Origin of the sequence: Cellulophaga sp. 20_2_10 (assembly GCF_023476645.1) — a bacterium.
Classification (GTDB): domain Bacteria; phylum Bacteroidota; class Bacteroidia; order Flavobacteriales; family Flavobacteriaceae; genus Cellulophaga.
The window spans coordinates 384430-406107 of record NZ_JAMCOJ010000001.1 but is presented as its reverse complement, the minus strand read 5'-3'; the positions used below and the strand labels follow the sequence as shown (position 1 = coordinate 406107).

Genomic DNA, 21678 nt, shown 5'->3' with positions numbered 1-21678 from the left:
TACAATATTCTATGAAAAATTATAAATTAAATAGTGAGAATCTTTCTTCGATTTCAGAAAGAATTTCAATTCCAAAATACGATAGATCTAAACTTAAAACAGGAATAGTACATGTTGGTATAGGTGGCTTTCATAGAGCGCATGAGGCTTTTTATACAGATCAGTTATTACATAACCAGGACAGTACAGAATGGGGAATTTGCGGTGTAGCATTATTAGATTTTGATACTAAAATATACAACACCCTAAAAGAACAAGATGGACTGTATACTTTAATTGTTAAGGAGTTAGATGGGACCCATAAAAAACAAGTAATTGGTTCCATAGTGGAGTATTTGTTTGCTCCTGAGGATCCAATAAAAGTTATAGAGAAAATGGCTAGTCCTGAGGTTAAAATTATAACGCTAACCATTACAGAAGGAGGTTACAATTATAATGAAGCTACAAAAGACTTCGATTTTAATAACTCATTAATTCAGCACGATTTAAAGAATGCTTATGCCCCAAAAACTATTTTTGGTTACCTAACTCAGGCTTTAAAACTTAGAAAAGAAAGAGGTATAAAAGGGTGTACAATTCAGTCTTGTGACAATATTCAAGGAAACGGACATATGACGAAGAGAATGTTGCTTAGTTATGTAAAGATTGCAGAGCCAAATTTGGTAAAGTGGATAGAAACAAATGTATCTTTTCCTAATGCAATGGTAGATAGAATAACACCTGCTACATCAGAATTAGATATTTTAAGTTTAAAAGAAACTTCTGGGATAGATGATGCTTGGCCAGTTGTTTGTGAACCATTTAAGCAATGGGTTATTGAGGATAATTTTATTGAAGGCAGACCTGCTTGGGAAATTGTAGGAGCACAATTTGTAGCCAATGTAGCGCCTTATGAAAAAATGAAACTTAGTTTACTAAATGCAGGACATTCTGTGTTGGGTATACTTGGTGCTTTAGTAGGGTATTCTACAATAGATGAAGCCGTAAATAACGAAAACATTAAAACGTTTTTAAATAATTATATGAATATCGAGGTAACTCCTGTTTTGGGTGACTTGGAAGGTATTAATTTAAGTGAATATAAAGCCTCATTACTAGAAAGGTTTGGAAATATGAATATAAAAGATCAAATAGATCGTATTTGTTCAGAGAGTTCTGCTAAGTTTCCAATATTTATAGTACCAACGGTAAATTCACAGTTAAAGAAAAACGGATCCATAAAAATGGCTGCTTTTGTGGTTGCTGCTTGGGCAATTTATAGCTTAGGTAAAGATGAAAATGGGAAAGTTTTAAATATTAAAGATGCCGTAAAATTACTTTTAGATATTAAAGCAAATGCAGCAAAAGAAAACCCAAAAGCTTTTTTAGAAATAGATTCTATTTTTGGGAAACTTATTACTGCTGTACCTTTTGTAGACGCATATACATCAGCATATAAAAATATTACCGCTAATGGTGTAGAAAAATGTGTTGTTGAGATGAATAATAACCTTGCAAACAACAATTAATATGAAGAACATAGTTTGCTATGGTGAAGTTTTATGGGATGTTTTTCCTACCCATAAAAAAATAGGAGGTGCACCTTTAAATGTAGCCTTACGGTTACAGTCTTTAGGTAATAATGTATCTATTATTAGTAGTATTGGTGATGATAAAAAAGGAAAAAAAATTGAAGCTTACATAAAAGAACATGGCGTAAATGCAACTAATTTACAAGTAGATCGTAAATTAAAAACAGGGAAAGTTAAGGTAATGCTTAACCAAAAAGGTTCTGCATCTTATGATATTAAATTTCCAAGAGCTTGGGATAATATTAAGCTTACAGATACAAATAAAACCTTAACAGAAAAAGCAGATGCCTTTGTGTTTGGTAGTTTAGTTGCACGTGATAGTACCTCTAGACATACATTATATGAGCTTTTGAAATTAGCAAAACATAAAATTTTTGATGTTAATTTAAGAGAACCATACTATACCACGGACGTTTTAAATTACTTAATGAAACAAGCAGACTTTATTAAGTTTAATGATGATGAGATTTTTGAAATAGGAAAAAAAATAAACTCTAAAACACATTCTTTAGAACAGAACATTAAGTTTATAGCAGAGCATACCAATACCAAGTCTATTTGTGTTACAAAAGGAAGGCACGGAGCTATTTTATATTATAACGATGTTTTTTATTACAATAGTGGTTATCAAATAGAAGTGGTAGATACTGTTGGAGCAGGAGATTCGTTTTTAGCATCATTAATTAATAAGCTAATTAATGAAAACAATCCGCAAGAAGCAATAGATTTTGCTTGTGCAGTAGGCGCTTTGGTTGCTGGTAGCGAAGGTGCAAACCCAGAAATTAAAGAAGAAGATATTTATAAATTTATTTCCCCCAATTAACCGTTCCCCAAAACTAAAAACAGCTGTTTATTAATTTAAACAGCTGTTTTTTTATGTTGTAAAACTAAAATTAGTTACAAGAAGTAATGGTACCAACACCTTGGTTACAAAGTTTGGGTGTATTGTATTTTACGTTTAGGATATAGTTACTAGGAAATCCCTGTACTCTAGATGTAGTTACATTTACATTGTAATTACCTAAACTATTATCTCTTTTGGTATTATCTATGGAAACGCCCAAAGAAGGACCATTATACTCAAAACCAGAAGATCCAGGTTTACACACCTTAGAACGTTCTGAACAAGGTAAGTATGGTAAAAACAGATGTTTTAATTTAGCTCCTGTATTTTTATAGGTTACCTTGACATTACTTACTGTAGAATTTTTAAAGTTTCCTGGTTTAATACCATTTACAGCCGGGTTAGAGTGGTTGTAAGCAGCTTCACTAAAATCATTATCAATACGTACAGCCCAAGTTCTTCCGTTGTTACGTTTGTATAATTCAGACACAGAACCAGCTCCTAAAATGCCCTCAATATAGGTTTTAAAAGCTTGTCCGTTAGCTCTATTGTCTTTATCAAAAATTTCTATAAAACCGTGTTCTACACGCACAGCATATGCGCAACCAATAGCTGTTACATCATCTATAGTTACCTTACCATTTTCCATAAAATGAGGAGAAAACATTACAGGCGTTAAACCACTTGTATTGCTAATTTTAGTAGCAAAAATATCTCTTACACCACCTTTGTTAGCTGTTTTCATAGCAAGGTTATCAGTTTCTAGTCGTAATGTTACGCCTCCTGTACATTTTAGATTGTTAAATAATACATTATCCGCAGCATAGGCTTGTATAAGTCCGTAACCTGTGTGTGCATTGGTCTGACTTATATTTTCTATGATACCATTGTGTGGCCAAGCATTACTTCCATTGTCCGTAAAACTTATGAGTACGGAGGCAAACACAGTTTTTTCATCCTTAATAGAAAAGTTTGATATTTTAAAATTGTCTACATTACCTACATCGGCTACAATAAGGTTTTTTGAAGTGTTTCCTCTTAAATCTACAATGAATTTTCCTCCTTTACCTATAATACTTGCGTTCTCAATTTTATCTTCCGTTTTATTCGCAAAATCAAATATTCTATGATTTTTAGCCGGTGTTAGCCCTTTGGTAGGATATATGACTGTACCTTTTTCAATCTCTAGGTGTACATTAGAACGCATTCTAATTTTATTAAAATAATATTTTCCTTTAGGAATGGTTAATACACCGCCATTAGTATTAAATAAATCTTTAATTGCTAAATTTAATTTAGCACTATCATCATTAGTATCATTGTTGTTCACATTGTAATCTGTTACTAAATTTTTTTTATTAGATGTTACAGCATTACTCGGCGGTGTGTAAAATCTAGCGACGCTTGCACTTAATTCGGTTGGCGTTTCTAAAATTGCCGCATTGTCATTTTCTTCAATTTCTTTAGAACATCCTATAGCTAATAAGGCCATAGATGTTACATAAAAATGTTTAAATTGTAATTTCATAGTATATGTTTTTTATTAATAACGACAAATTTATAACGTCTATTCTTACATATGTAAGAGTATTTTACTGTTAATTAGCATTATTTTACCTTAAGAACTTCTTATTTACTGTTTAAAATCTACATTCTTTATGTTTTAGGTGGTGTTTTAAATAGTTTATGTGTTGGTTATGAGTTAAGTATGTGTTTTTAGAACTAAATATCTAGTAGGTTAATTAAATGTAAACTATCAAACAGCAGCTGTTATCATCAACTTTGTATTGCTTAAGGGTAATGCTTTTAGCATCTTTGTAAGATGTATAAATCTATAGAAGAACATATTACTAAACATGTTAGTCCAACAGCAAAAGAGTTGTATCAGTTTACTTCATTTTTAAAGGAAATAACTATTGATAAAGGCCAATTTTTAGTAGAACCAGGACAAATTGTCAAGCATAAATATTTTGTAATTAAAGGAGGCTTAAAAGCATATTATATAGATCCAAAAGGAAATAAGCACATAATTCAGTTTGCAGTAGAAAATTGGTGGGTTGGAGATTTTGACGCCTACTATAATAACGTGCCATCTAAGCTACATATTGAGGTTTTAGAGGATTCTGAATTGCTTTCTATAGATTACGATAGTCTTCAGAAAATATATGATGATATGCCAATATTTGAGCGCTACTATAGAATTTTAGTAACAAATAGTACTATTGCACAACGTAAGCGTATATTGTCTTCTTTAGAAAAAAATACGCAAGAACGGTATCTAGAATTTTGTGAGGCGTATGCTAATATAGAGAATAGAGTTCCAAATTATGATATCGCCAATTACTTAGGTGTATCTCCAGAAAACTTAAGTAGAGTTCGGAAACAACTAAAAAAGTTAAATATATCTTAATTGATATAGGTCAATGGAATTGATAGAACAGTCTTGTACATTTGTATATACAAATAAATAAAATATTAAAATGAACAAGCAACAGTTATTAACACCATATCATAAGAATATAAATCTAAAAAACAGAGTTGCTATGGCGCCTATGACCCGTAGTAGAGCAGATAATGAGGGTAGTGTAGCCACAGACGAGTTACACGGACTTTATTATGAGCAAAGAGCATCTGCGGGTTTAATAATAACCGAAGGATCTCAAGTATCTAAGGATGCCGTAGGGTACATACACACTGCTGGTATACATACAGATGAACAGGTAGAAGGTTGGAAAAAAGTTACCAAGCGTGTGCATAATAAAGGCGGAAAAATCTTTATTCAATTATGGCACGTTGGTAGAATGTCTCATCCAGATTTTCATAACGGAGAATTACCTCTTGCGCCATCTGCAATAAACCCTAATGCAAAATCTTATACTCCAGAAGGCTTCAAAGATACCGTTACGCCTAGAGCAATGACTATAGAGGATATTAAAACTACGGTTAAAGATTTTAAAAACGCTGCTGCAAATGCTGTAAAAGCTGGTTTTGATGGCGTAGAGATTCATTCTTCTAACGGGTACCTATTTCATCAGTTTTTCACAGGGACATCTAATGTAAGAACAGATGAGTATGGTGGAAATATAGAAAACAGAACACGTTTCTTTTTTGAGGTCTTAGATGCTATGAAAGAAGTAATTCCGCAAGAAAAAATAGGCGTACGATTTAATCCGTCTTTAGATGGTTTATTTGGTATTACTATGGATGAAGAAACAATACCAACGTTTGAGTCTATTATTAAAAAATTGAACGATTACAATTTGGCTTACGTTCATTTATCAGAACCATTTACAGATGTTTCTAATATTCCGTTTGCTGTAAAAGAAATAGCTAAGCATTTTAGACCTTTGTACAACGGAACATTAATGATAAATTCTGCCTTTGATCAAGAAAAAGGAAACAAAGTTATAGAAGATGGTGATGCAGATTTAGTAGCTTATGGCAAGCCATTTATATCTAATCCAGATTTAGTAGAGCGTTTTAGAGATCATCTAGAATTAGCAGAGTGGGATGAAAGTACATTTTATGTGCCAGGAGCAAAAGGATATACAGATTACCCAACAGCTTCTATGTAATTTACTATAGAAAAGAAAAACACTTAAAGTGTAATTCAACATTATTTAAAAGAGGCTCTATGCAACCATAGAGCCTCTTTTTTGGTTTATTCTTAAATCTCTAATTTTTTCTTATAGGATTTAAAAGCATATTCACAGAAAACCAAACCTTGTTCACAGATAGTATCTAAATACTATGCTTCTTCTCTGCATCTTTGACTCAGATTAATAACTATAATAAGACTTAAGGATGAAAAAAAATAATTCGATATTGCTTTTAGCACTACTAAATTTTATGTTTTTATTGTCGTGTTCTTCAGATTCTGATGCTATTACAGATGATACAGAAGAAACGGAAGAAACAGGATCGTATGTAGAAATGTACGAAGATTCAGATTTTACGGCTGCAGATTGGACAGACAATACACATAGCAAAAGTGCAGATCCTAATTTTGAAGAAATTTTTCCTAATACAGAAGTAAATCGTTTAGACTTAGTTGTTACCGAAGATCGTTGGCAAAGTATGTTAGATGATATGACAACCAATTATGGTGAATTTGGAACCACTACAGGTGGTCCTGGAGCTGGTGCTCCTCCAACCGGTGGTGGCGGATTAACAACAGTAGACGAGGATCCTATTTTTGTTCCTGCAGATGTAATTTACGAAGGAAAAGAATGGTATAGAGTTGGTATACGTTTTAAAGGTAACTCTAGCTTACAATCTACTTGGTCTAGCGGAAACTTAAAATTGTCTTTTAAACTTGATTTTGATGAGTTTGAAGATGAATACCCACAAATAGACAACCAACGCTTTTACGGATTTAAAAAATTGAGTTTAAAGAATAACTACAATGATAAATCTATGCTTAGAGAAAAAGTTGCTGCCGATGTATTTACAGCTGCCGGCTTGGTAAGTTCGCATACTGCATTTTATACAGTATATGTAGATCACGGAGACGGACCTGTATATTTTGGGTTGTATACCTTGGTAGAAGAAGTTGATGATACTGTTATAGATACACAATTTTCTGATGATGATGAAAATTTATACAAACCAGATGGCGATGGAGCTAGTTTTGCAGAAGGTTCTTTTTCTGAAGAGGTATTTGTAAAGAAAACAAATGAAGACGAAGCAGATTATTCTGATATATTGCGTGTTTTTGATGCTTTGCATGCAAGCAACAGAACTACAGATCCTGAAGCTTGGAGAACAAATTTAGAATCGGTTTTTGATACAGATCAGTTTTTAAAATATGTAGCCGTAAACACGGTAATTCAGAATTGGGATACCTATGGTAGAATGACGCACAATTACTTTTTATACAACAATCCAGATACCGATAAATTACAATGGATTCCTTGGGATAATAACGAGGCGTTACAACAAGGTAATATGCAAGGTTCTTTAGCCTTAGATTTCTCTGACTTAAACGAAGAAGAATGGCCTTTAATTGGGTATTTATATGCAGATGATACATATAAACTACAATACAACTCTTATGTGCAAGATGTTATAGATAATGCCTTTAATGCAAGTACATTACAAGCAACATATACTACGTATGCATCTTTAATAGAGCCGTATGCAACCACAGAAATTGCGGGGCATACATTTTTAAACTCTAGTACAGATTTTAGTACGGCAGTAAACGAATTAAAAAATCACGTTACAGAACGTGCAACAGCAGTACAAAATTATTTAGATTAGTAATTAGTTGAGTTCGTTTTTTAAGCCAGTTATTTTAAATAGCTGGCTTTTTTGCGTTGTATAAACAAACAATCCCATATGGCTTTAGGTTTTAAAAAAAGGCATAAAAAAAACCGACCTTTTCAGGTCGGTTTTTATTTGAGGGGAAAAGGACTTTATTACAGGTATGCTTTTAATACTTCGTTTTGCGATTTTCTGCGTAGTATTACAATTGCTTTTTCTCTAATTTGTCTAACACGTTCTCGACTTAATTCAAACACATCACCAATCTCAGAAAGACTCATAGGAGCTTTTTCTCCAATTCCGTAATACAAGCGTATAATTTCACTTTCTCTACTAGGTAAGGTCTTTAACAATTGCGTAATGTCAGAGCTTAAAGATTCTTTAATCATATTAACATCAGGACTTGTTACGTCTTTAGATTGTATAACAGTGTATAAGTTAGATGTTTCTCCGTCTTCAAAAGGAGCATCCATAGACAAGTGTTTACCAGAGTTTTTCATAGCAGTTTTAACCTGTGATGTACTCATATCTAATTCTCTAGCAATTTCTATGGCGCTAGGAGGTCGTTGGTAATTTTGTTCTAAAGAAGAAAAGACTTTATTTATTTTACTAATCTCACCAATCTTATTTAAAGGCAAACGTACCATACGAGATAGTTCAGATATTGCTTGTAAGATGGATTGTCTAATCCACCATACGGCATACGATATAAATTTAAAACCTCTTGTTTCATCAAAACGTTGTGCAGCTTTAACTAGTCCAACATTTCCTTCATTAATTAAATCTGATAATCGCAATCCGCTTCCTTGATATTGTTTTGCAACTGAAACTACAAAACGTAGATTGGCGTTTACTAATTTGTTTAAAGCAACTTGATCACCTTCTCGAATTCTTTTTGCCAGTTCTACTTCTTCATCAATTGTAATCATATCTAACTTAGATATTTCTTGAAAATACTTTTCTAATGATTTCGTATCTCTGTTTGTAATTTGCTTCGTGATCTTTAGTTGCCTCATATATATGTTTTAGTTAATATTTCTCTTACCTTATTATACCATTTTATTTACGTAATTCCTAATTAAAAGGCATATTTTATCAATTTTACATTAAAAAAAAGCTATTTAGGGTTAAAATAGTACTTTTCTACAGTTTTTATAAAAGCAAGAAAATACACTAACAGGCTGATAGGTAGCGAACTAAAAATGCCTTTCTGAAGAATACTTCAAAAAGGCATTTTTATACTTAAATTTATCTAACATTTACCAACCGTCTAAAACGCACTGCATCGTATATGGTTGGGTTGAAGATAAGGGTAAATCTTGTAACTCGTCACCCAAATAATTACCACTAGCAGAACCAGTAGCATTTTTAAAACGATAAGACCAACAATATCTAAGGTTGGTATGTTCTTCTGAATATGTAACTAAATTATCTTCTAGAATTACATTATCAAAATCTGAAAAGGCTAAAAAGTAGCCTAAAAACTTGTTTCTACGTACATCTGCATCTGCGCTTTTGTACATATACATTCCGCAATTGTTAAGCACGTTATCGTGTACGTAAGTAGCCCTGTTGTGTCCTTTATCACCGCCACTTGAATATTGTATATAACCCAATCTTCCATTTACAGAGCCGCTTAGCATTGTAATTGTATTTCTGGCAATAATATTATGGGTTTTATGCCAAGACACAAGGGGGCCATCTATATATACGTTACCATCTCCTTGCTCTAGTATGTTGTCTAGAATATAAACGTTTTTACCGCTAGTGTTTACAATGTCTCCGCCTTTGTTATGGTGAAAGTAATTGTTCTGTATTAAAATATCTTCATCAACACGGCCAGCACCTTCGATATCTATTCCAAATTGTGGACTAGTACCGTTTATATGATGTATTTCGTTATCTGTAATAGTAATACGTGTACCACCAACAACAGAGATTCCCTGTCTGCGGTTGTTAAAAATGTTATTGTTTGTAAAAGTAACATCTGTAGCATCTAGGACTAAAGAACCATCACCCGTTGTATCTTTAATAATCATATTGTCTATTAAAACAATGTTACTATCGTTCCAAACACAAATTCCGTGACCTTCGTCATGAGATGTAGCACCATCACTTTCGCGAGGTGTAAAAATATGAGAATCTCTATCGCCTTTAATAGTGCCATCTCTCACAATAATATTATCGCCGTCTAAGCTAATAACGCAGTAGTTCCATTTGTCGTTTGTATCCATTTCTAATACCGCACCTTCGCTAAAAACAAACTCTGTATTGTTGTGTATTTCTATGCCGCCTTGGTATATTTCGTTTACATCTTTACCAACAAGGTATTCTCCCTTTGGTAACGTAACCATACCAAAACCCTCGTCATATGCCCAATCTATTGCAGCTTGTAAATTAGCGGTTGTTGTAGTAGGGTCTGTGCCGTTGTTGGGTATGTTCCATTGCTCTAAATCTATAATGTATTCTTGTATGTTGGTTAGTTCTGGTTGTTTAGAGCTAAAGGCTAATTTTGGCAAGCCTTTACCGTCTAAGTCTTCTGCGGTAACTTTGTTAACTACGTCTAACTCGTCCTTATTACAAGATGTTAGGCATACAAGTAGGGCTAAAAATAAAGAATGGGATACTTTTTTCATGTTGTTTTTTTTCTAATTTAATAGGTTGTAAAAACTATGGTATATCTAAAATTTGACATACCAATGCATAAAATAGTAAACTGATTTTTTCTTTAATTAGTATTATAAAGACGCACAACTTTGTTTCTAAAAAGACATCTTATTCTTTATTAACTAACTTAAAAGTCATTGTTAATAGGAGGGAAGAGTTCATTTTAAATTTATTCTAAACTACTAATAATGTTTAGAAATTTATATTTGCTATGAAACAACTTGTATTCTGTATCTATTTCTTTAAGCTGACTTTCTATTAGTTTTACTTCTCTATAATTCACAAGAAACAGAGATCCTTCACCTAAATTAAACATACGTTCTTCAGCAGTTACCAATCTTGTATAATCTGTAACCAAACTCTTTAAAATAGAATGTTGTGCCTGGTAAGACTCAATTTCTTGTAAACTACTGTTTATTTTATTTTTTAAGCTCACTTTTGTAGCCATAATATCAAAATCTACATCTTGTAGTTTTACTTTAGCTAACTTTAAATCGGCACGTTCTTTCCTTAAAAATAAAGGAAAACTAATTGCTAAACCAGTTTTATAATTGGTAGTATTAAAGCTATTAAGATTTTCATAATCTGCACTTAAAAAGTTATACTGTAAGTCTACTTTAGGCAATAGGTTGTTTGTTTTATAGCGCTTATCTATTGTTAAAATATCCTTTTTAATTTCTAACGCTTTTAATTTAGGATGATGTTCTATTAAATTATCTGTGGTAGTGTTTAAGAGCGAACTATTAAGTACCACATCTATGGTAGCAATGGTGTTTATGTCTGGTGTAATATTGTCTGTAATCTCTAAGGGTACATTGTTTTGCAACCACAAAAAGTTAGAAACTTCTAGGGTGGATTTTAGATAACCAATTTTTGCTTTTTCTAAATCTAACAATCTGTTTTTGTAATTAATTCCTGCCTCTAACGTATCTATAGCAGGCTTATCACCAGATCTAAAGCTCTTTTTTACATTTTGTAAACGTGTATCTGCATTTATCAAATAGCTTTTGTAGGCAACGACAGCTTTGTAATTTTTAAGCCAATTAAAATAAGACTCAGATGCGTTGTACAGAAAATCGCTTATTACCAATTTCTGTTTTGCTTCAGCTTGTTCTGTATATAGTTTAGCTTGTTTTAAGGTTGCCATTCTTTTATTGGTAAGCAAGCCTTTTGCAAGCGATACAGAAACGCCGGCACTGTATAAACCATCTTCTGGCGTGGTATATTCTGGATTAAGGTAAATACCTTCGTTATTCTCATAATTTGCTTTTAACTCTATGCCATACCAAGTAGGTATTTTAAAAGTAGCGTTTAGCTTGTCATAATAATCCGTGTTTTTAAATTTTTTATTGGCAAAATCTACTTCTAATTTAGGATCAAAAGCGCCTCTAGATTTTAGTAATTTAGCTTCGCCCTCTGTGGTTATAAGGCGTGCTTGTTTAATTATAGGATGGTACTTTTTTACATACCCTAAATATTCCTCTAGGCTTAAAATAGTATCCGTCTCTTGCGAAAATGTTACCGAAAACCATAAAGAACAAACAACAATTAGTATTTTTTTCATTAGGCTTTCTTTTTGTATTTAGAATCGGTTTTTTTTTCTGTAGGCTGATAAAAATTTGGAGGAAAACTGTTTATTTGTCTCCAAAGCTCAAACCAAATAGGCACATTTTCTAACAAGGCAATTGTTTTAGCACCAGAACCCACACGTATTGCTGTTGGCCACTCTACCATATTAGAATCTGGTTTTAGGAGCACACGATATTTACCATTATCACTAATAAAGTTTTCTATAGCAACAATTTTAGCACCATACGTACCATAAGATACGTTTGGCCAACCGCTAAATACAATGGCAGGCCAACCATCAAATTGAACACGTACTTCTTCACCAACGTGTATTAAAGGCAAGTCTATTGGTTTTACATACATTTCTACGGCCAACTCGTAATCTGCAGGCATAATGCTTACCAAAGGTTCACCTTCTTTAAAAGTTTCACCCAAACCAGCTTTTATTGTTTTGTTTATAAAGCCATCTTGTGGCGCAGTAATAAAAAGCAAACTGTTTCGTTTTTTGTAATTGGCTAAATTAGTTTCTAATTTAGATACTTGTGCTTCTGTATCTAAACCACCAGATTGTGCCGTGTATAAACTACTTTGTGCTTTGGCAATTTTATCTCCATATGTGGCGCCTAAAGTAGCAATAGCAAGCTCACTGTTAATAGCATCTTGTCTTGTACTTAGTAATTTATTTTGTTGCGATAGTAATTTAGCGTTTACCTCTTGGTATTTAGAGCGTTTTTCTTCAACATCTTTTACGGCTTTTAAGCCATCTTCTTGCAATTGTACAGTACGTAAATATTGTTTGTTAGCAATGTCAGCATTAATTTTTAGGGCTTCTAAATCTATACTGTCACTTATTACTTTTAAAAACGTTTGTTTGACCTTATTTTTAGCTTGTTCTAGCTTTAAACCACGTTCTTGTTGCAATGCGTTAATCTGACTTTGCAATGCATTGACTTTGTTTTTATATGCTGTAACAGAAGAAGATTTTGCTGTAATTTGGTTGTCTGTACGCTCTGCCAAGCGCTCATCAAAATACTCGCTTTTTACCTCAGAAACTCTAAGTATAGTATCTCCTTTTTTTACAAAATTACCCTCTTGTACAAACCATTCTTCTACGCGGCCAGGAATCTGAGATTGTAATGTCTGTGGTCTTTGGTTTGGTTTTAGGGTAGTAACATTACCCTGACTAGATATGTTTTGTGTCCACGGTAAAAACAGAATAAGAATTAAAATAATAGTAAAAACTAATAAGAACTTTCTAAAACCTTTATGGTATTCTTTTGTAAAAATATCTTTTCCAGACTTGTACTTTGTCAAGTCAATAAATTCAGATACTTTATTGTTAGATATATTTAACATAGTCTATTTTTTATTGTTAATTACAACTCCGTTTTTAAGTGTAATTTGCTTGTTACACTTTTTCTCCCAACTCTTGTTATTGCTCACAATAACCAAGCTCCAAGAGTGTGCAGATAGCGTTAAATAATCAATAATTGCCGTAGCTTCTTGTGCATCAAACAAGTCTAATGGATTCTCTAATATCAATAATTTTGGTTGCTTAACAACAGCCCTTGCCAATACCAATTTTTTAGTAGCAGTATAAGAAATTTGCTTGCCTTCTGGTATTAACATTGTGTTTAAACCATTTGGTTGTTGCTTTAAAAACGGGGTTAAGCCTAAGTTTTCAAAAGTGTTGTAAATAGTGGCGTCAGTAATATCTTTATCGCCAAACGTAATGTTCTCTCTAATAGTTCCTTCAAAGGTAGTTTCCTCAAAAAGAGACATTCCTAAAATAGCTCTGTATTTGTTTATGTACAAACTCTCTATAGACAAATTGTTCACGTGTATATATCCCTCTGTAGGGAAGGTAACACCGGCAATAAGTTGCAATAGGGTAGACTTACCAGAACCACTTTCTCCAGATACTAAAATGCGATCTTTAGGATTTATGGTAAAAGATATATCTTTAAGTAAAGGCGTATTATTCTCGTTTACTTTGTAAAAAACATTTTTAAGCTCAACTGTTAAGTCTTCATTATTATCTAGTAGTTCACCCTCTTGTGCTTCAATAGGTTTGTCTACAACCTGTCCTAATTTTTCTATGGCAGTTAAGACGTCGTAAAAAGACTCTAAACCTAAAATTAGTTTTTCAACCGAGTTTATAACCAAAAGAATAATGATCTCTGCGGCAACAAACTGTCCAATATTCATACGTTGGTCTAGCACTAGAAATCCACCAATAGATAGTAATCCGGCTGTAACAATAACCTTAAAACCAACCATTTGTAAAAACTGAATCTTTAGTATTTTAAAATGACTTTCTCTAGATGTTACATAGTCACTAACCAAATCATCTGTTTTTTCTAAAGCCAAAGCTGTTTTACCAGATAGTTTAAAACTAATTACAGAGCGCGAAATTTCTTGTAACCAATGCGCAACCTTGTATTTGTTTTTAGACTCTTTTAAACTAGTATCTAAACCTCTTTGAGACGTATATTTAAAAACAATGTATACCAAAAGCAGTAGCAATACTCCAAATAGTATAAAAAACGGATGGTAGAAAGACAATAGAATTAAAGCAAATATAATTTGCAATAGGGCAGACGGCACATCTATTAATATTTTAGACAAGCCTTTTTGTATGGTAAGCGTATCAAAAAAACGATTGGCCAATTCTGGAAAGTGAAAATTACGCAACTCGTTCATCTTAATTTTTGGAAAACGGTAGCTTAACTCAAAAGACGATCTTGTAAAAATACGTTGCTGTATGGTTTCTATAATACGAATCTGCATTAGTTTTAAAATGCCAGAAAATGCAACACCTATAGTAACTAGAACAATTAAAACAACCCAAGAAGCAGAAACCTGCGCACCCTGTAGTAAGTTAATAATAGTCTGTATACCAATAGGCAAACTTAAAGCTACAATACCTTCAAAAATGGCAAAATAACCTATTTGAAAAATGTCTTTGCGTTCTAATTGTAATAGACCTAAAAAACGTTTCCAAGGAGATAAAGTACTATTTGGCATTTGCTACTGTTTTTAAAGTTAAGTCGGTAAAAAAGTCTGTTGGTGTTGTAATATTATTGCAATTGGTAATAGACTTAAAATGCTGTTGTATAAAATGTTGGTGTAAAGAACCCTCTACCATAGTGCTAGCATAGCTTAATGCAAATTTATAGTCTGGGTTGTATGCCAAAATAATGTCTGCAATACGCTGTATGGTACGCTTGTAAGGCATAAAAAAACCTTCTTTATTATCCTCGTCTACATCTTTAGTATAATACACCTTAGAGTTCTCGTTAATAATAATAGAGTTAAGTAAAACCTCGTTAATATGGGTGTATTTGTTGTCTTGTTCCGTAGTTTTAGTAACCACTTCTATGGCTTTTTTAAGCTTTTCTGTAGTATCTGTAATACTGTAGGTTTCTATTACCAATTGGTATTCTACCCAACCCCAATACCAAGCCGTTAAATACATAAGTAGTTTGTGTTTACTCTCAAAATAACGGTAAATAGAACTTTCGTTAGAACCAATAATAGCACCTAGTTTTTTAAAGTTAAACTCTTCAAAACCAATTTCTTCTAGAAGAATAATACTGTTTTCTATAATTTTTTTACCCAAAGTAGAAGATTCAGGATCTTTTAAGTAGATGCCAGTGGGTATTTCTATTTTAATGTTTGATAGTAATGTTTTCATAGATTCAAATTATACGTGCAAATATAATAGTAATACTATTAAAAAAGAAATTTATGCTATTAAATAGAAGGGTTTTTATTGTAAGTGGAGTGTATAGTATTGTTTTTTAGGTTGTTGTATTGTTATTAAAAAATAGCATAAGCGTTAATTTTTATATATAAAGTTGATAAAATACTAAAGTAATAATTGCTTTTAGGTTGATGATTTGACTTAAAAACATCAAAAAGAACCTAAAAAAATAGCGATAAACTGGAGTAATGGAGTTTCTTTTTTTATATCTTTTATTTAGATATCTTTTTCACAAAAAATATTTCTTTTTAGGCCGATCTACGAAAGTATTGTGTAAAACTATAGTTTAGCAATAGCAATGGGTTCGTACGTCTAGATTTTTTTGGTTCGTTTTTTTATCAATGAAAAAAATGATCAACTATTGTTTAATGTACAATTGGTTAGAGATACATTTAATTTTATTATTACTACAATTAAAACACTTGCACTAACAGCTTATTATCATAATTAGAATAATATTTTTAGGCCGATCTACGAAAGTATTGTGTAAAACTATAGTTTAGCAATAGCAATGGGTTCGTGCGTCTAGATTTTTTTGGTTCGTTTTTTTATCAATGAAAAAAATGATCAACTATTGTTTAATGTACAATTGGTTCTCGATACATTTAATTTCACTACAATTAAAACCCTTGTACAAACAGCATCTTCTTATCAGAAAAAATAAAGAAAACCTCTGTTCTTCATTTTATAAAATCTAAAAACGAGTACAACCAAGGTTTCACAGAAAACCTAGTAGCGTTTACAGAAAGTTATTTTTTGGCATAGTTTCTATACATAGATTTGAAATAAAGAAAACACTATGAAAATAAAATTAGCAATCTTATATTTTTTAATCTGCACTATTAGTAGAGCGCAGGATAAAGAAACGTTTATAGGGAGTGAAGATAATGTAGAATACAAAGCAATTTTTGATGGTAAAGATGTGTATGTAACATTACGTACAGAGTTTAAAGAGACGATGCAATCTATGTTGCACCGGGGCTATACCATATATTTTGATGTAAAAGGGAAGAAGAAGAAAAATGTAAGTATACACTATCCTTTAAACGCAGGACGACCAGAAAAAGGATCTAAACCAGAAAGAGGAGAACGTAGAGAAAAAGATGAAAATAGTGAGCAAAAAGGTCCAGATATAGCAAAAATGATTAAAAATGCTCCTAAAAAGGCAAATTACACTTATTTTGATTCTTCTAAAGGTTTTAATTTAGATATGAATAATTTGGGTATTGTAATGAATTACAGCTATGAAAATAGTGAAGTAGGTCCAATTTTAGAATACCATCTAAAAATACCAGCTTCTAAAATATCTGAAAATACTATGGATCTGTCTAAATTGTCTATTGGTATTGTATCTGCCAAACAAGAACAAAAGAAAAGCGGACAACAGTCTGGTTTTAGTATGGGAGGCAAACAACGCGGTGGCGGACAAGGCGGACCTCCAGGTGGCGGCAATGGCCAAGGTGGTGCAGGAAGAGGTAGTGGCGGAAGACCTCCACAAAGGGATGCGACAACAATAGAAGTAGAAAAAATAGATTTTTGGTTTAAGTTATATCCTAAAAAGAGGTAGTATAAAAATTAAACACGAACCATTTATAATTTTTAGTTTATTTTCTTTTAAAAACCGGTTACTTGATAGTAATCGGTTTTTTTATGCATTCATTTTTATGTGCTAGTCCATTACTTTTTTATAATCGGTTCTAATATGTCCCAAACATTATTTGCTACTATTTTTTGCCCCTTACTAGTAGGATGAATACCATCTGCTTGATTTAATTCAGGAATTCCGCCAACATCTTTTAATAAAAAAGGGATTAAATAAAGTTCGTTTTGTTTAGCTAACTCGGGAAAAATAGTTTTAAACTCTGTACTATAATCCTGTCCCATATTTGGAGGCAATTGCATACCCGCCAATATAATTTTTGTTGTCGCATTTTTTGCTAGAACTGCGTCTATAATAGCTTGTAAGTTTTTTCTTGTTTCTGATAAAGGTACTCCTCGTAAACCATCATTTGCACCTAATTCTAATATGAAAATGTCTATTTTTTGATTTAGAACCCAGCTTATTCTGTTTTTTCCTCCAGCAGTTGTTTCTCCACTTAAACCAGAATTTATAACTATATACCTCAAAGAAAGTGAATCTATTTTTGTCTGAATGATTGCCGGAAAAGCATCGTTTACATCATCTAAACCATAGCCAGCCGTTAAACTATCTCCAAAAACTAAAATGGTTTTGGTGCTACTATTTTCTTTAATGGCTTCTTCAGTTGCTTTCTCTTCGGGAAGCTTATTCTTAGAGTTGTCTGATTTGCAAGCGAGTAGGAGTATTACGAATGAGAAATAACAAAACTTTAGGAAAAGCTTTACTGCATTAACCTTTATATCTAAAATCATTTGATTATTTTTCAAATTCAGCATTTTTATTGAAACATTATATTTAGTAAGTACTATGACAAAGATATTAAAGATTGACCAACTAGAGAAAATATATACAAGTGGTTCTAAAAATTTAACGGTATTATCTAATATTTCTTTTAAAGTTGAAAAAGGCAGTATTTTTTCAATTGTTGGTCCTTCAGGAAGTGGCAAAACAACCTTATTGGGTTTATGTGCTGGTTTAGATTACCCAAGTGCTGGTAAAATTGAGTTATGTGGTAGTAATTTAGAGAACTTAGATGAAGATGAACGCGCGCAATTACGAAATAAAGAGGTTGGTTTTATTTTTCAAAATTTTCAATTATTACCAACGCTTACAGCTTTAGAAAATGTAATTGTGCCCTTAGAGTTACAAGGTGATAAAAACGCCAATAAGGCAGGTATGGAACTGTTAAAAAAAGTAGGGTTAGGAGATCGATTTGATCATTACCCTTCACAATTATCAGGTGGGGAGCAGCAGCGAGTTGCGTTGGCCAGAGCTTTTTGTAACAAACCATCAATTTTATTTGCAGATGAACCTACAGGAAATCTAGATGAAGAAACAGGTGAAAAAGTTATTCAATTATTGTTTGATTTGAATAAAGAAGCAGGAACTACCTTAGTCATCATTACACACGATTTAGATTTAGCCAATAGAACACAACAAATACTACGATTAAAAGGTGGAAAAATTATGTCGAACGAAAAAACATGCGTAGTTTAATGAGTCTTTTTTCTTCAAAAACTTCATTGCAATGGCTGTTTAAAATGGCGTGGCGAGACGGAAAAGCTAGTCTTTCAAGATTACTGCTTTTTATGGCATCTATTATTTTGGGTATAGCTGCTGTTGTTTCCATTCAATTGTTTAGTGAAAATTTAAAACAAAATATTAAAAATCAGAGTAAAGCCCTAATGGGCGCTGATTTTATTATTGATAGTAGACAACTCCCAAGTGAAAAAGTTGAAGCTATAATAGATTCTTTAAATGTGGCAGCTTCAGAAGTTAATTTTGTTTCTATGGCAGCATTTCCCAAAAATGAAGGTACAAAATTGGTGAAAGTGCGGGCTATAGAAGGTGCCTTTCCTTTTTATGGCACTTTAGATACAGAGCCGGTCAATGCTGCTGGGAGTTATCAAGAATTAGGTGGCGCATTAGTAGATGCAACACTAATGCTTCAATATAATTTAAAACCAGGAGATTCTATTAAATTAGGGAAAATCACTTTTCCAATTATAGGCGCTTTAAAAGCCATTCCTGGAAGTACCGCTATTTCTACTTCCGTAGCGCCACTAGTACTTATTCCTTTGCGTTTTATTGATGATACCGAGTTGTTACAATTAGGCAGTAGAAAAGAATACCAATACTTTTTTATAGCACCACCAACAATGGATTTGCAGGAGTTAAGTAAAAAGATTGATCCTATTTTAGATGACGAAAATGCAGATTTAGATACTCATACAAGTACAAGTGAGCGCTTAGGAAGAAGGTATGATAACGTGAGTAAATTTTTAAATTTAGCGGCATTTATAGCACTTCTATTGGGCTGCGTTGGTATTGCAAGTTCTGTTCATATATATATTAAAGAAAAATTAAAAAATGTTGCCGTTTTAAAATGCTTAGGAGCAACGGGATCACAAACTTTTTTAATTTACCTAATTCAAGTTATGGGTATAGGGCTAATTGGAGGTCTTCTAGGTGCTGCTATTGGAATTGGATTGCAATATGCTTTTCCGTATTTTTTACAAGATTTTTTGCCTTTTAATGTACAAATATCAATTACGGTACAACCATTACTAATGGGTATAAGCTTAGGTATTTTAATGTCGGTCTTATTTGCTTTACTACCGTTATTGGGCACATGGTATGTTTCACCTTTAGAAGTTTTAAGAGGTACAGATGAGAATTTAGTGAAACCTAGAAAGGCGAGACTTTTTACCTTGGCAGCTATTTTACTTTTTATGTTTTTATTCTCTTTCTGGTTGTTAAAAAATGCTTTGTTTGGCTTGGCTTTTACAGTAGGAATTTTAATTGTTTTTGCTATAATGGCAGGTATTTCTAGCCTTTTTATGAACCTTATTAAAAAGTATTTCCCCAGTAATTGGAAATTTACAAAACGACAAAGTTTATTAAATTTATTTCGGCCAAACAATCAAACAATGGTGCTAATTTTAGCCATTGGTTTGGGTACTTTTTTAATAAGTACGTTGTATTTTACTAAAGATATTCTGCTCGCTAAAACTTCTACTGAGAACGGCTTGGACAATCCAAATATTATAGTAATGGATGTGCAAACAGCACAAAAAGAAGCAGTTGTTAAAACTATAGTTCCTAAAGGTTTAAAAGTGATTGATAACATTACCATTGTAACAATGCGATTACATCAAATTAAAGATGCATTGGTAAATGATATTAAGAAAGATACAACTTCAACTATGAATCAATGGATTTTAAATCATGAATTTAGGGTAACTTATCGTGATTCATTATTAGATTCTGAAGAATTGTTAGAAGGAACTTGGACAGGAGAAAGAAGTGAGGGCGAACCTATTTTAATTTCAATATCAGATAATATTGCTCGAGATGCAGCATTAAAAATTGGAGATAAACTTGTTTTTAATGTGCAAGGTGTTTTAATGGAAACCGTTATTGGTAGCATAAGAAAAGTAGATTGGGGACGAATGCAATTGAATTTTTCCGTTGTGTTTCCCAAAGGTGTTTTAGAAAATGCGCCTCAATTTAGTGTTTTAACAACCAATGTTCCAAATGAAGCTAGTTCTGCAGATTTACAACGAGATTTGGTCGCTAAATTTCCAAATATTTCAGTGTTAGACTTAAGGCAAGTATACGCTGTAGTTGAAGATATTTTAGATAAAATTTCTTGGATTATAAATTTTATGGCTTTCTTTAGTATTCTTACGGGAATTATTGTTTTAATTGGTTCAGTTAGGAATAGTAAGTATCAACGAATTAAAGAGAGTGTGTTATTAAGAACCTTAGGAGCTAAAAGCAAACAAATTTTACAAATTACAGCTTTAGAATATATTTATTTAGGGATATTAGGAAGCTTGGCGGGTATTTTATTATCGCTAATTAGTAGTCAATTATTAGCAATATTTTTATTTAAGGAACCTTTTATTCCGTCACTTGTTCCTTTTTTAGTATTTCTTCCTGGTATTACTTTATTAGTTTTAATTATTGGTTTAAGCAATATTAGAGGTGTCTTAAAAAGTCCGCCATTAGAAGTATTACGAAAAGAAGGTTGATCACATTTGCTTTTTTTAACACTAACGTATAGAACACTTAACAAAGAATCTCATAGATTAAAATAGGGTTTTGGTATAGAGAATTACCCCAAACGTCTATTACACTTTATTATGGTTGGCTTTTGTTTCACTTTTGAAGTGTAAATTAAAATACACCTTAAATGAAACGATTGCTAATTATAACCATAGGCTTTTTAGTGCAAGTAAGTTTTGCACAAACATATGAAGCATTGGCAAAAACAACTTGGACACGAGACAAAAGTAGTTTTTATGGTTGGAGGTGTACCAGCCAAACAAACCAAGTTATTGGTTAAAAATAC

The 21678-nt window shown here is 32.3% G+C and carries 17 protein-coding genes; 9 read left to right on the top strand and 8 right to left on the bottom strand.

From position 1 onward, the window contains the following. Positions 1-11 precede the first annotated feature (11 nt). Together M4I21_RS01840 and M4I21_RS01835 are read left to right on the top strand one after the other, a co-directional pair. Entirely contained in the window at positions 12-1508 is a 1497-nt protein-coding gene (locus tag M4I21_RS01840; RefSeq protein WP_249557330.1) for a mannitol dehydrogenase family protein, read from the top strand. A gap of 1 nt (position 1509) precedes the next feature. Next, the gene (locus M4I21_RS01835) at positions 1510-2394 is read left to right on the top strand and encodes a carbohydrate kinase family protein (protein ID WP_249557329.1); all 885 of its coding nucleotides are present in this window, start codon (positions 1510-1512) and stop codon (positions 2392-2394) included. A gap of 70 nt (positions 2395-2464) precedes the next feature. On the opposite strand, the gene M4I21_RS01830 is transcribed toward M4I21_RS01835, so the two are convergent. After that, positions 2465-3943, bottom strand: coding sequence for a glycoside hydrolase family protein (locus M4I21_RS01830; protein WP_249557328.1), 1479 nt, complete (start codon positions 3941-3943; stop codon positions 2465-2467). Positions 3944-4237: 294 nt separating this feature from the next. On the opposite strand from M4I21_RS01830, the gene M4I21_RS01825 reads away from it, so the two are divergent. The 3 genes from M4I21_RS01825 to M4I21_RS01815 all read left to right on the top strand — a co-directional run bounded on the left by M4I21_RS01825 (position 4238) and on the right by M4I21_RS01815 (position 7677). Next, positions 4238-4825: a Crp/Fnr family transcriptional regulator gene (locus tag M4I21_RS01825; protein WP_249557327.1), complete on the top strand. Its 588-nt coding sequence runs from the start codon at positions 4238-4240 to the stop codon at positions 4823-4825. A 70-nt stretch (positions 4826-4895) separates the two neighbouring features. Further along, positions 4896-5990, top strand: a complete 1095-nt coding sequence (locus M4I21_RS01820; protein WP_249557325.1) for an alkene reductase — start codon at positions 4896-4898, stop codon at positions 5988-5990. Positions 5991-6219: 229 nt separating this feature from the next. Continuing rightward, positions 6220-7677 (top strand): CotH kinase family protein, encoded by a 1458-nt coding sequence (locus M4I21_RS01815; RefSeq protein WP_249557324.1) that lies wholly within the window; start codon positions 6220-6222, stop codon positions 7675-7677. A 158-nt stretch (positions 7678-7835) separates the two neighbouring features. Here M4I21_RS01815 and M4I21_RS01810 read toward each other — a convergent pair whose 3' ends face one another. From M4I21_RS01810 to M4I21_RS01785, 6 genes are all read right to left on the bottom strand, one after another. Next, a complete protein-coding gene (locus M4I21_RS01810) occupies positions 7836-8696 on the bottom strand; it encodes a sigma-70 family RNA polymerase sigma factor (RefSeq protein ID WP_249557322.1) in 861 nt (286 codons plus the stop codon). 243 nt (positions 8697-8939) lie between these two features. Next, positions 8940-10316, bottom strand: coding sequence for a right-handed parallel beta-helix repeat-containing protein (locus tag M4I21_RS01805; RefSeq protein WP_249557320.1), 1377 nt, complete (start codon positions 10314-10316; stop codon positions 8940-8942). Between the two features lie 200 nt (positions 10317-10516). Then, positions 10517-11911: a TolC family protein gene (locus M4I21_RS01800; protein ID WP_249557318.1), complete on the bottom strand. Its 1395-nt coding sequence runs from the start codon at positions 11909-11911 to the stop codon at positions 10517-10519. Then, the gene (locus tag M4I21_RS01795; RefSeq protein ID WP_249557314.1) at positions 11911-13272 is read right to left on the bottom strand and encodes an HlyD family secretion protein; all 1362 of its coding nucleotides are present in this window, start codon (positions 13270-13272) and stop codon (positions 11911-11913) included. Before M4I21_RS01795 ends, M4I21_RS01800 begins: the two co-directional genes overlap by 1 nt. A gap of 3 nt (positions 13273-13275) precedes the next feature. After that, complete coding sequence (locus tag M4I21_RS01790) at positions 13276-14943, bottom strand: peptidase domain-containing ABC transporter (RefSeq protein WP_249557312.1); 1668 nt, start codon at positions 14941-14943, stop codon at positions 13276-13278. Beyond that, positions 14933-15613, bottom strand: a complete 681-nt coding sequence (locus M4I21_RS01785; RefSeq protein ID WP_249557310.1) for a TetR/AcrR family transcriptional regulator — start codon at positions 15611-15613, stop codon at positions 14933-14935. Before M4I21_RS01785 ends, M4I21_RS01790 begins: the two co-directional genes overlap by 11 nt. An 868-nt stretch (positions 15614-16481) precedes the next feature. Between M4I21_RS01785 and M4I21_RS01780 the strand changes: the two genes are divergently transcribed. Further along, positions 16482-17249 carry a hypothetical protein gene (locus M4I21_RS01780; protein ID WP_249557309.1) on the top strand — a complete coding sequence of 256 codons (768 nt, stop codon included), beginning with the start codon at positions 16482-16484 and terminating at the stop codon, positions 17247-17249. A gap of 110 nt (positions 17250-17359) precedes the next feature. Here the strand turns inward: M4I21_RS01780 and M4I21_RS01775 are convergent, their stop codons facing one another. Beyond that, the gene (locus M4I21_RS01775; RefSeq protein WP_249557308.1) at positions 17360-18097 is read right to left on the bottom strand and encodes an arylesterase; all 738 of its coding nucleotides are present in this window, start codon (positions 18095-18097) and stop codon (positions 17360-17362) included. Positions 18098-18128: 31 nt separating this feature from the next. On the opposite strand from M4I21_RS01775, the gene M4I21_RS01770 reads away from it, so the two are divergent. The 3 genes from M4I21_RS01770 to M4I21_RS01760 all read left to right on the top strand — a co-directional run bounded on the left by M4I21_RS01770 (position 18129) and on the right by M4I21_RS01760 (position 21672). After that, the gene (locus tag M4I21_RS01770; protein WP_249557306.1) at positions 18129-18818 is read left to right on the top strand and encodes an ABC transporter ATP-binding protein; all 690 of its coding nucleotides are present in this window, start codon (positions 18129-18131) and stop codon (positions 18816-18818) included. 44 nt (positions 18819-18862) lie between these two features. After that, positions 18863-21358 carry an ABC transporter permease gene (locus M4I21_RS01765; RefSeq protein WP_502798710.1) on the top strand — a complete coding sequence of 832 codons (2496 nt, stop codon included), beginning with the start codon at positions 18863-18865 and terminating at the stop codon, positions 21356-21358. 161 nt (positions 21359-21519) lie between these two features. After that, positions 21520-21672 (top strand): hypothetical protein, encoded by a 153-nt coding sequence (locus M4I21_RS01760; RefSeq protein ID WP_249557303.1) that lies wholly within the window; start codon positions 21520-21522, stop codon positions 21670-21672. Positions 21673-21678 lie beyond the last annotated feature (6 nt).

Excerpts from the sequence above, each read along its gene's own strand:
- M4I21_RS01840 (WP_249557330.1), top strand. The coding sequence starts at position 12 with ATGAAAAATTATAAATTAAATAGTGAGAATCTTTCTTCGATTTCAGAA.
- M4I21_RS01835 (WP_249557329.1), top strand. The coding sequence starts at position 1,510 with ATGAAGAACATAGTTTGCTATGGTGAAGTTTTATGGGATGTTTTTCCT.
- M4I21_RS01830 (WP_249557328.1), bottom strand. The coding sequence starts at position 3,943 with ATGAAATTACAATTTAAACATTTTTATGTAACATCTATGGCCTTATTA.
- M4I21_RS01825 (WP_249557327.1), top strand. The coding sequence starts at position 4,238 with ATGTATAAATCTATAGAAGAACATATTACTAAACATGTTAGTCCAACA.
- M4I21_RS01820 (WP_249557325.1), top strand. The coding sequence starts at position 4,896 with ATGAACAAGCAACAGTTATTAACACCATATCATAAGAATATAAATCTA.
- M4I21_RS01815 (WP_249557324.1), top strand. The coding sequence starts at position 6,220 with ATGAAAAAAAATAATTCGATATTGCTTTTAGCACTACTAAATTTTATG.
- M4I21_RS01810 (WP_249557322.1), bottom strand. The coding sequence starts at position 8,696 with ATGAGGCAACTAAAGATCACGAAGCAAATTACAAACAGAGATACGAAA.
- M4I21_RS01805 (WP_249557320.1), bottom strand. The coding sequence starts at position 10,316 with ATGAAAAAAGTATCCCATTCTTTATTTTTAGCCCTACTTGTATGCCTA.
- M4I21_RS01800 (WP_249557318.1), bottom strand. The coding sequence starts at position 11,911 with ATGAAAAAAATACTAATTGTTGTTTGTTCTTTATGGTTTTCGGTAACA.
- M4I21_RS01795 (WP_249557314.1), bottom strand. The coding sequence starts at position 13,272 with ATGTTAAATATATCTAACAATAAAGTATCTGAATTTATTGACTTGACA.
- M4I21_RS01790 (WP_249557312.1), bottom strand. The coding sequence starts at position 14,943 with ATGCCAAATAGTACTTTATCTCCTTGGAAACGTTTTTTAGGTCTATTA.
- M4I21_RS01785 (WP_249557310.1), bottom strand. The coding sequence starts at position 15,613 with ATGAAAACATTACTATCAAACATTAAAATAGAAATACCCACTGGCATC.
- M4I21_RS01780 (WP_249557309.1), top strand. The coding sequence starts at position 16,482 with ATGAAAATAAAATTAGCAATCTTATATTTTTTAATCTGCACTATTAGT.
- M4I21_RS01775 (WP_249557308.1), bottom strand. The coding sequence starts at position 18,097 with ATGCTGAATTTGAAAAATAATCAAATGATTTTAGATATAAAGGTTAAT.
- M4I21_RS01770 (WP_249557306.1), top strand. The coding sequence starts at position 18,129 with ATGACAAAGATATTAAAGATTGACCAACTAGAGAAAATATATACAAGT.
- M4I21_RS01765 (WP_502798710.1), top strand. The coding sequence starts at position 18,863 with ATGGCGTGGCGAGACGGAAAAGCTAGTCTTTCAAGATTACTGCTTTTT.
- M4I21_RS01760 (WP_249557303.1), top strand. The coding sequence starts at position 21,520 with ATGAAACGATTGCTAATTATAACCATAGGCTTTTTAGTGCAAGTAAGT.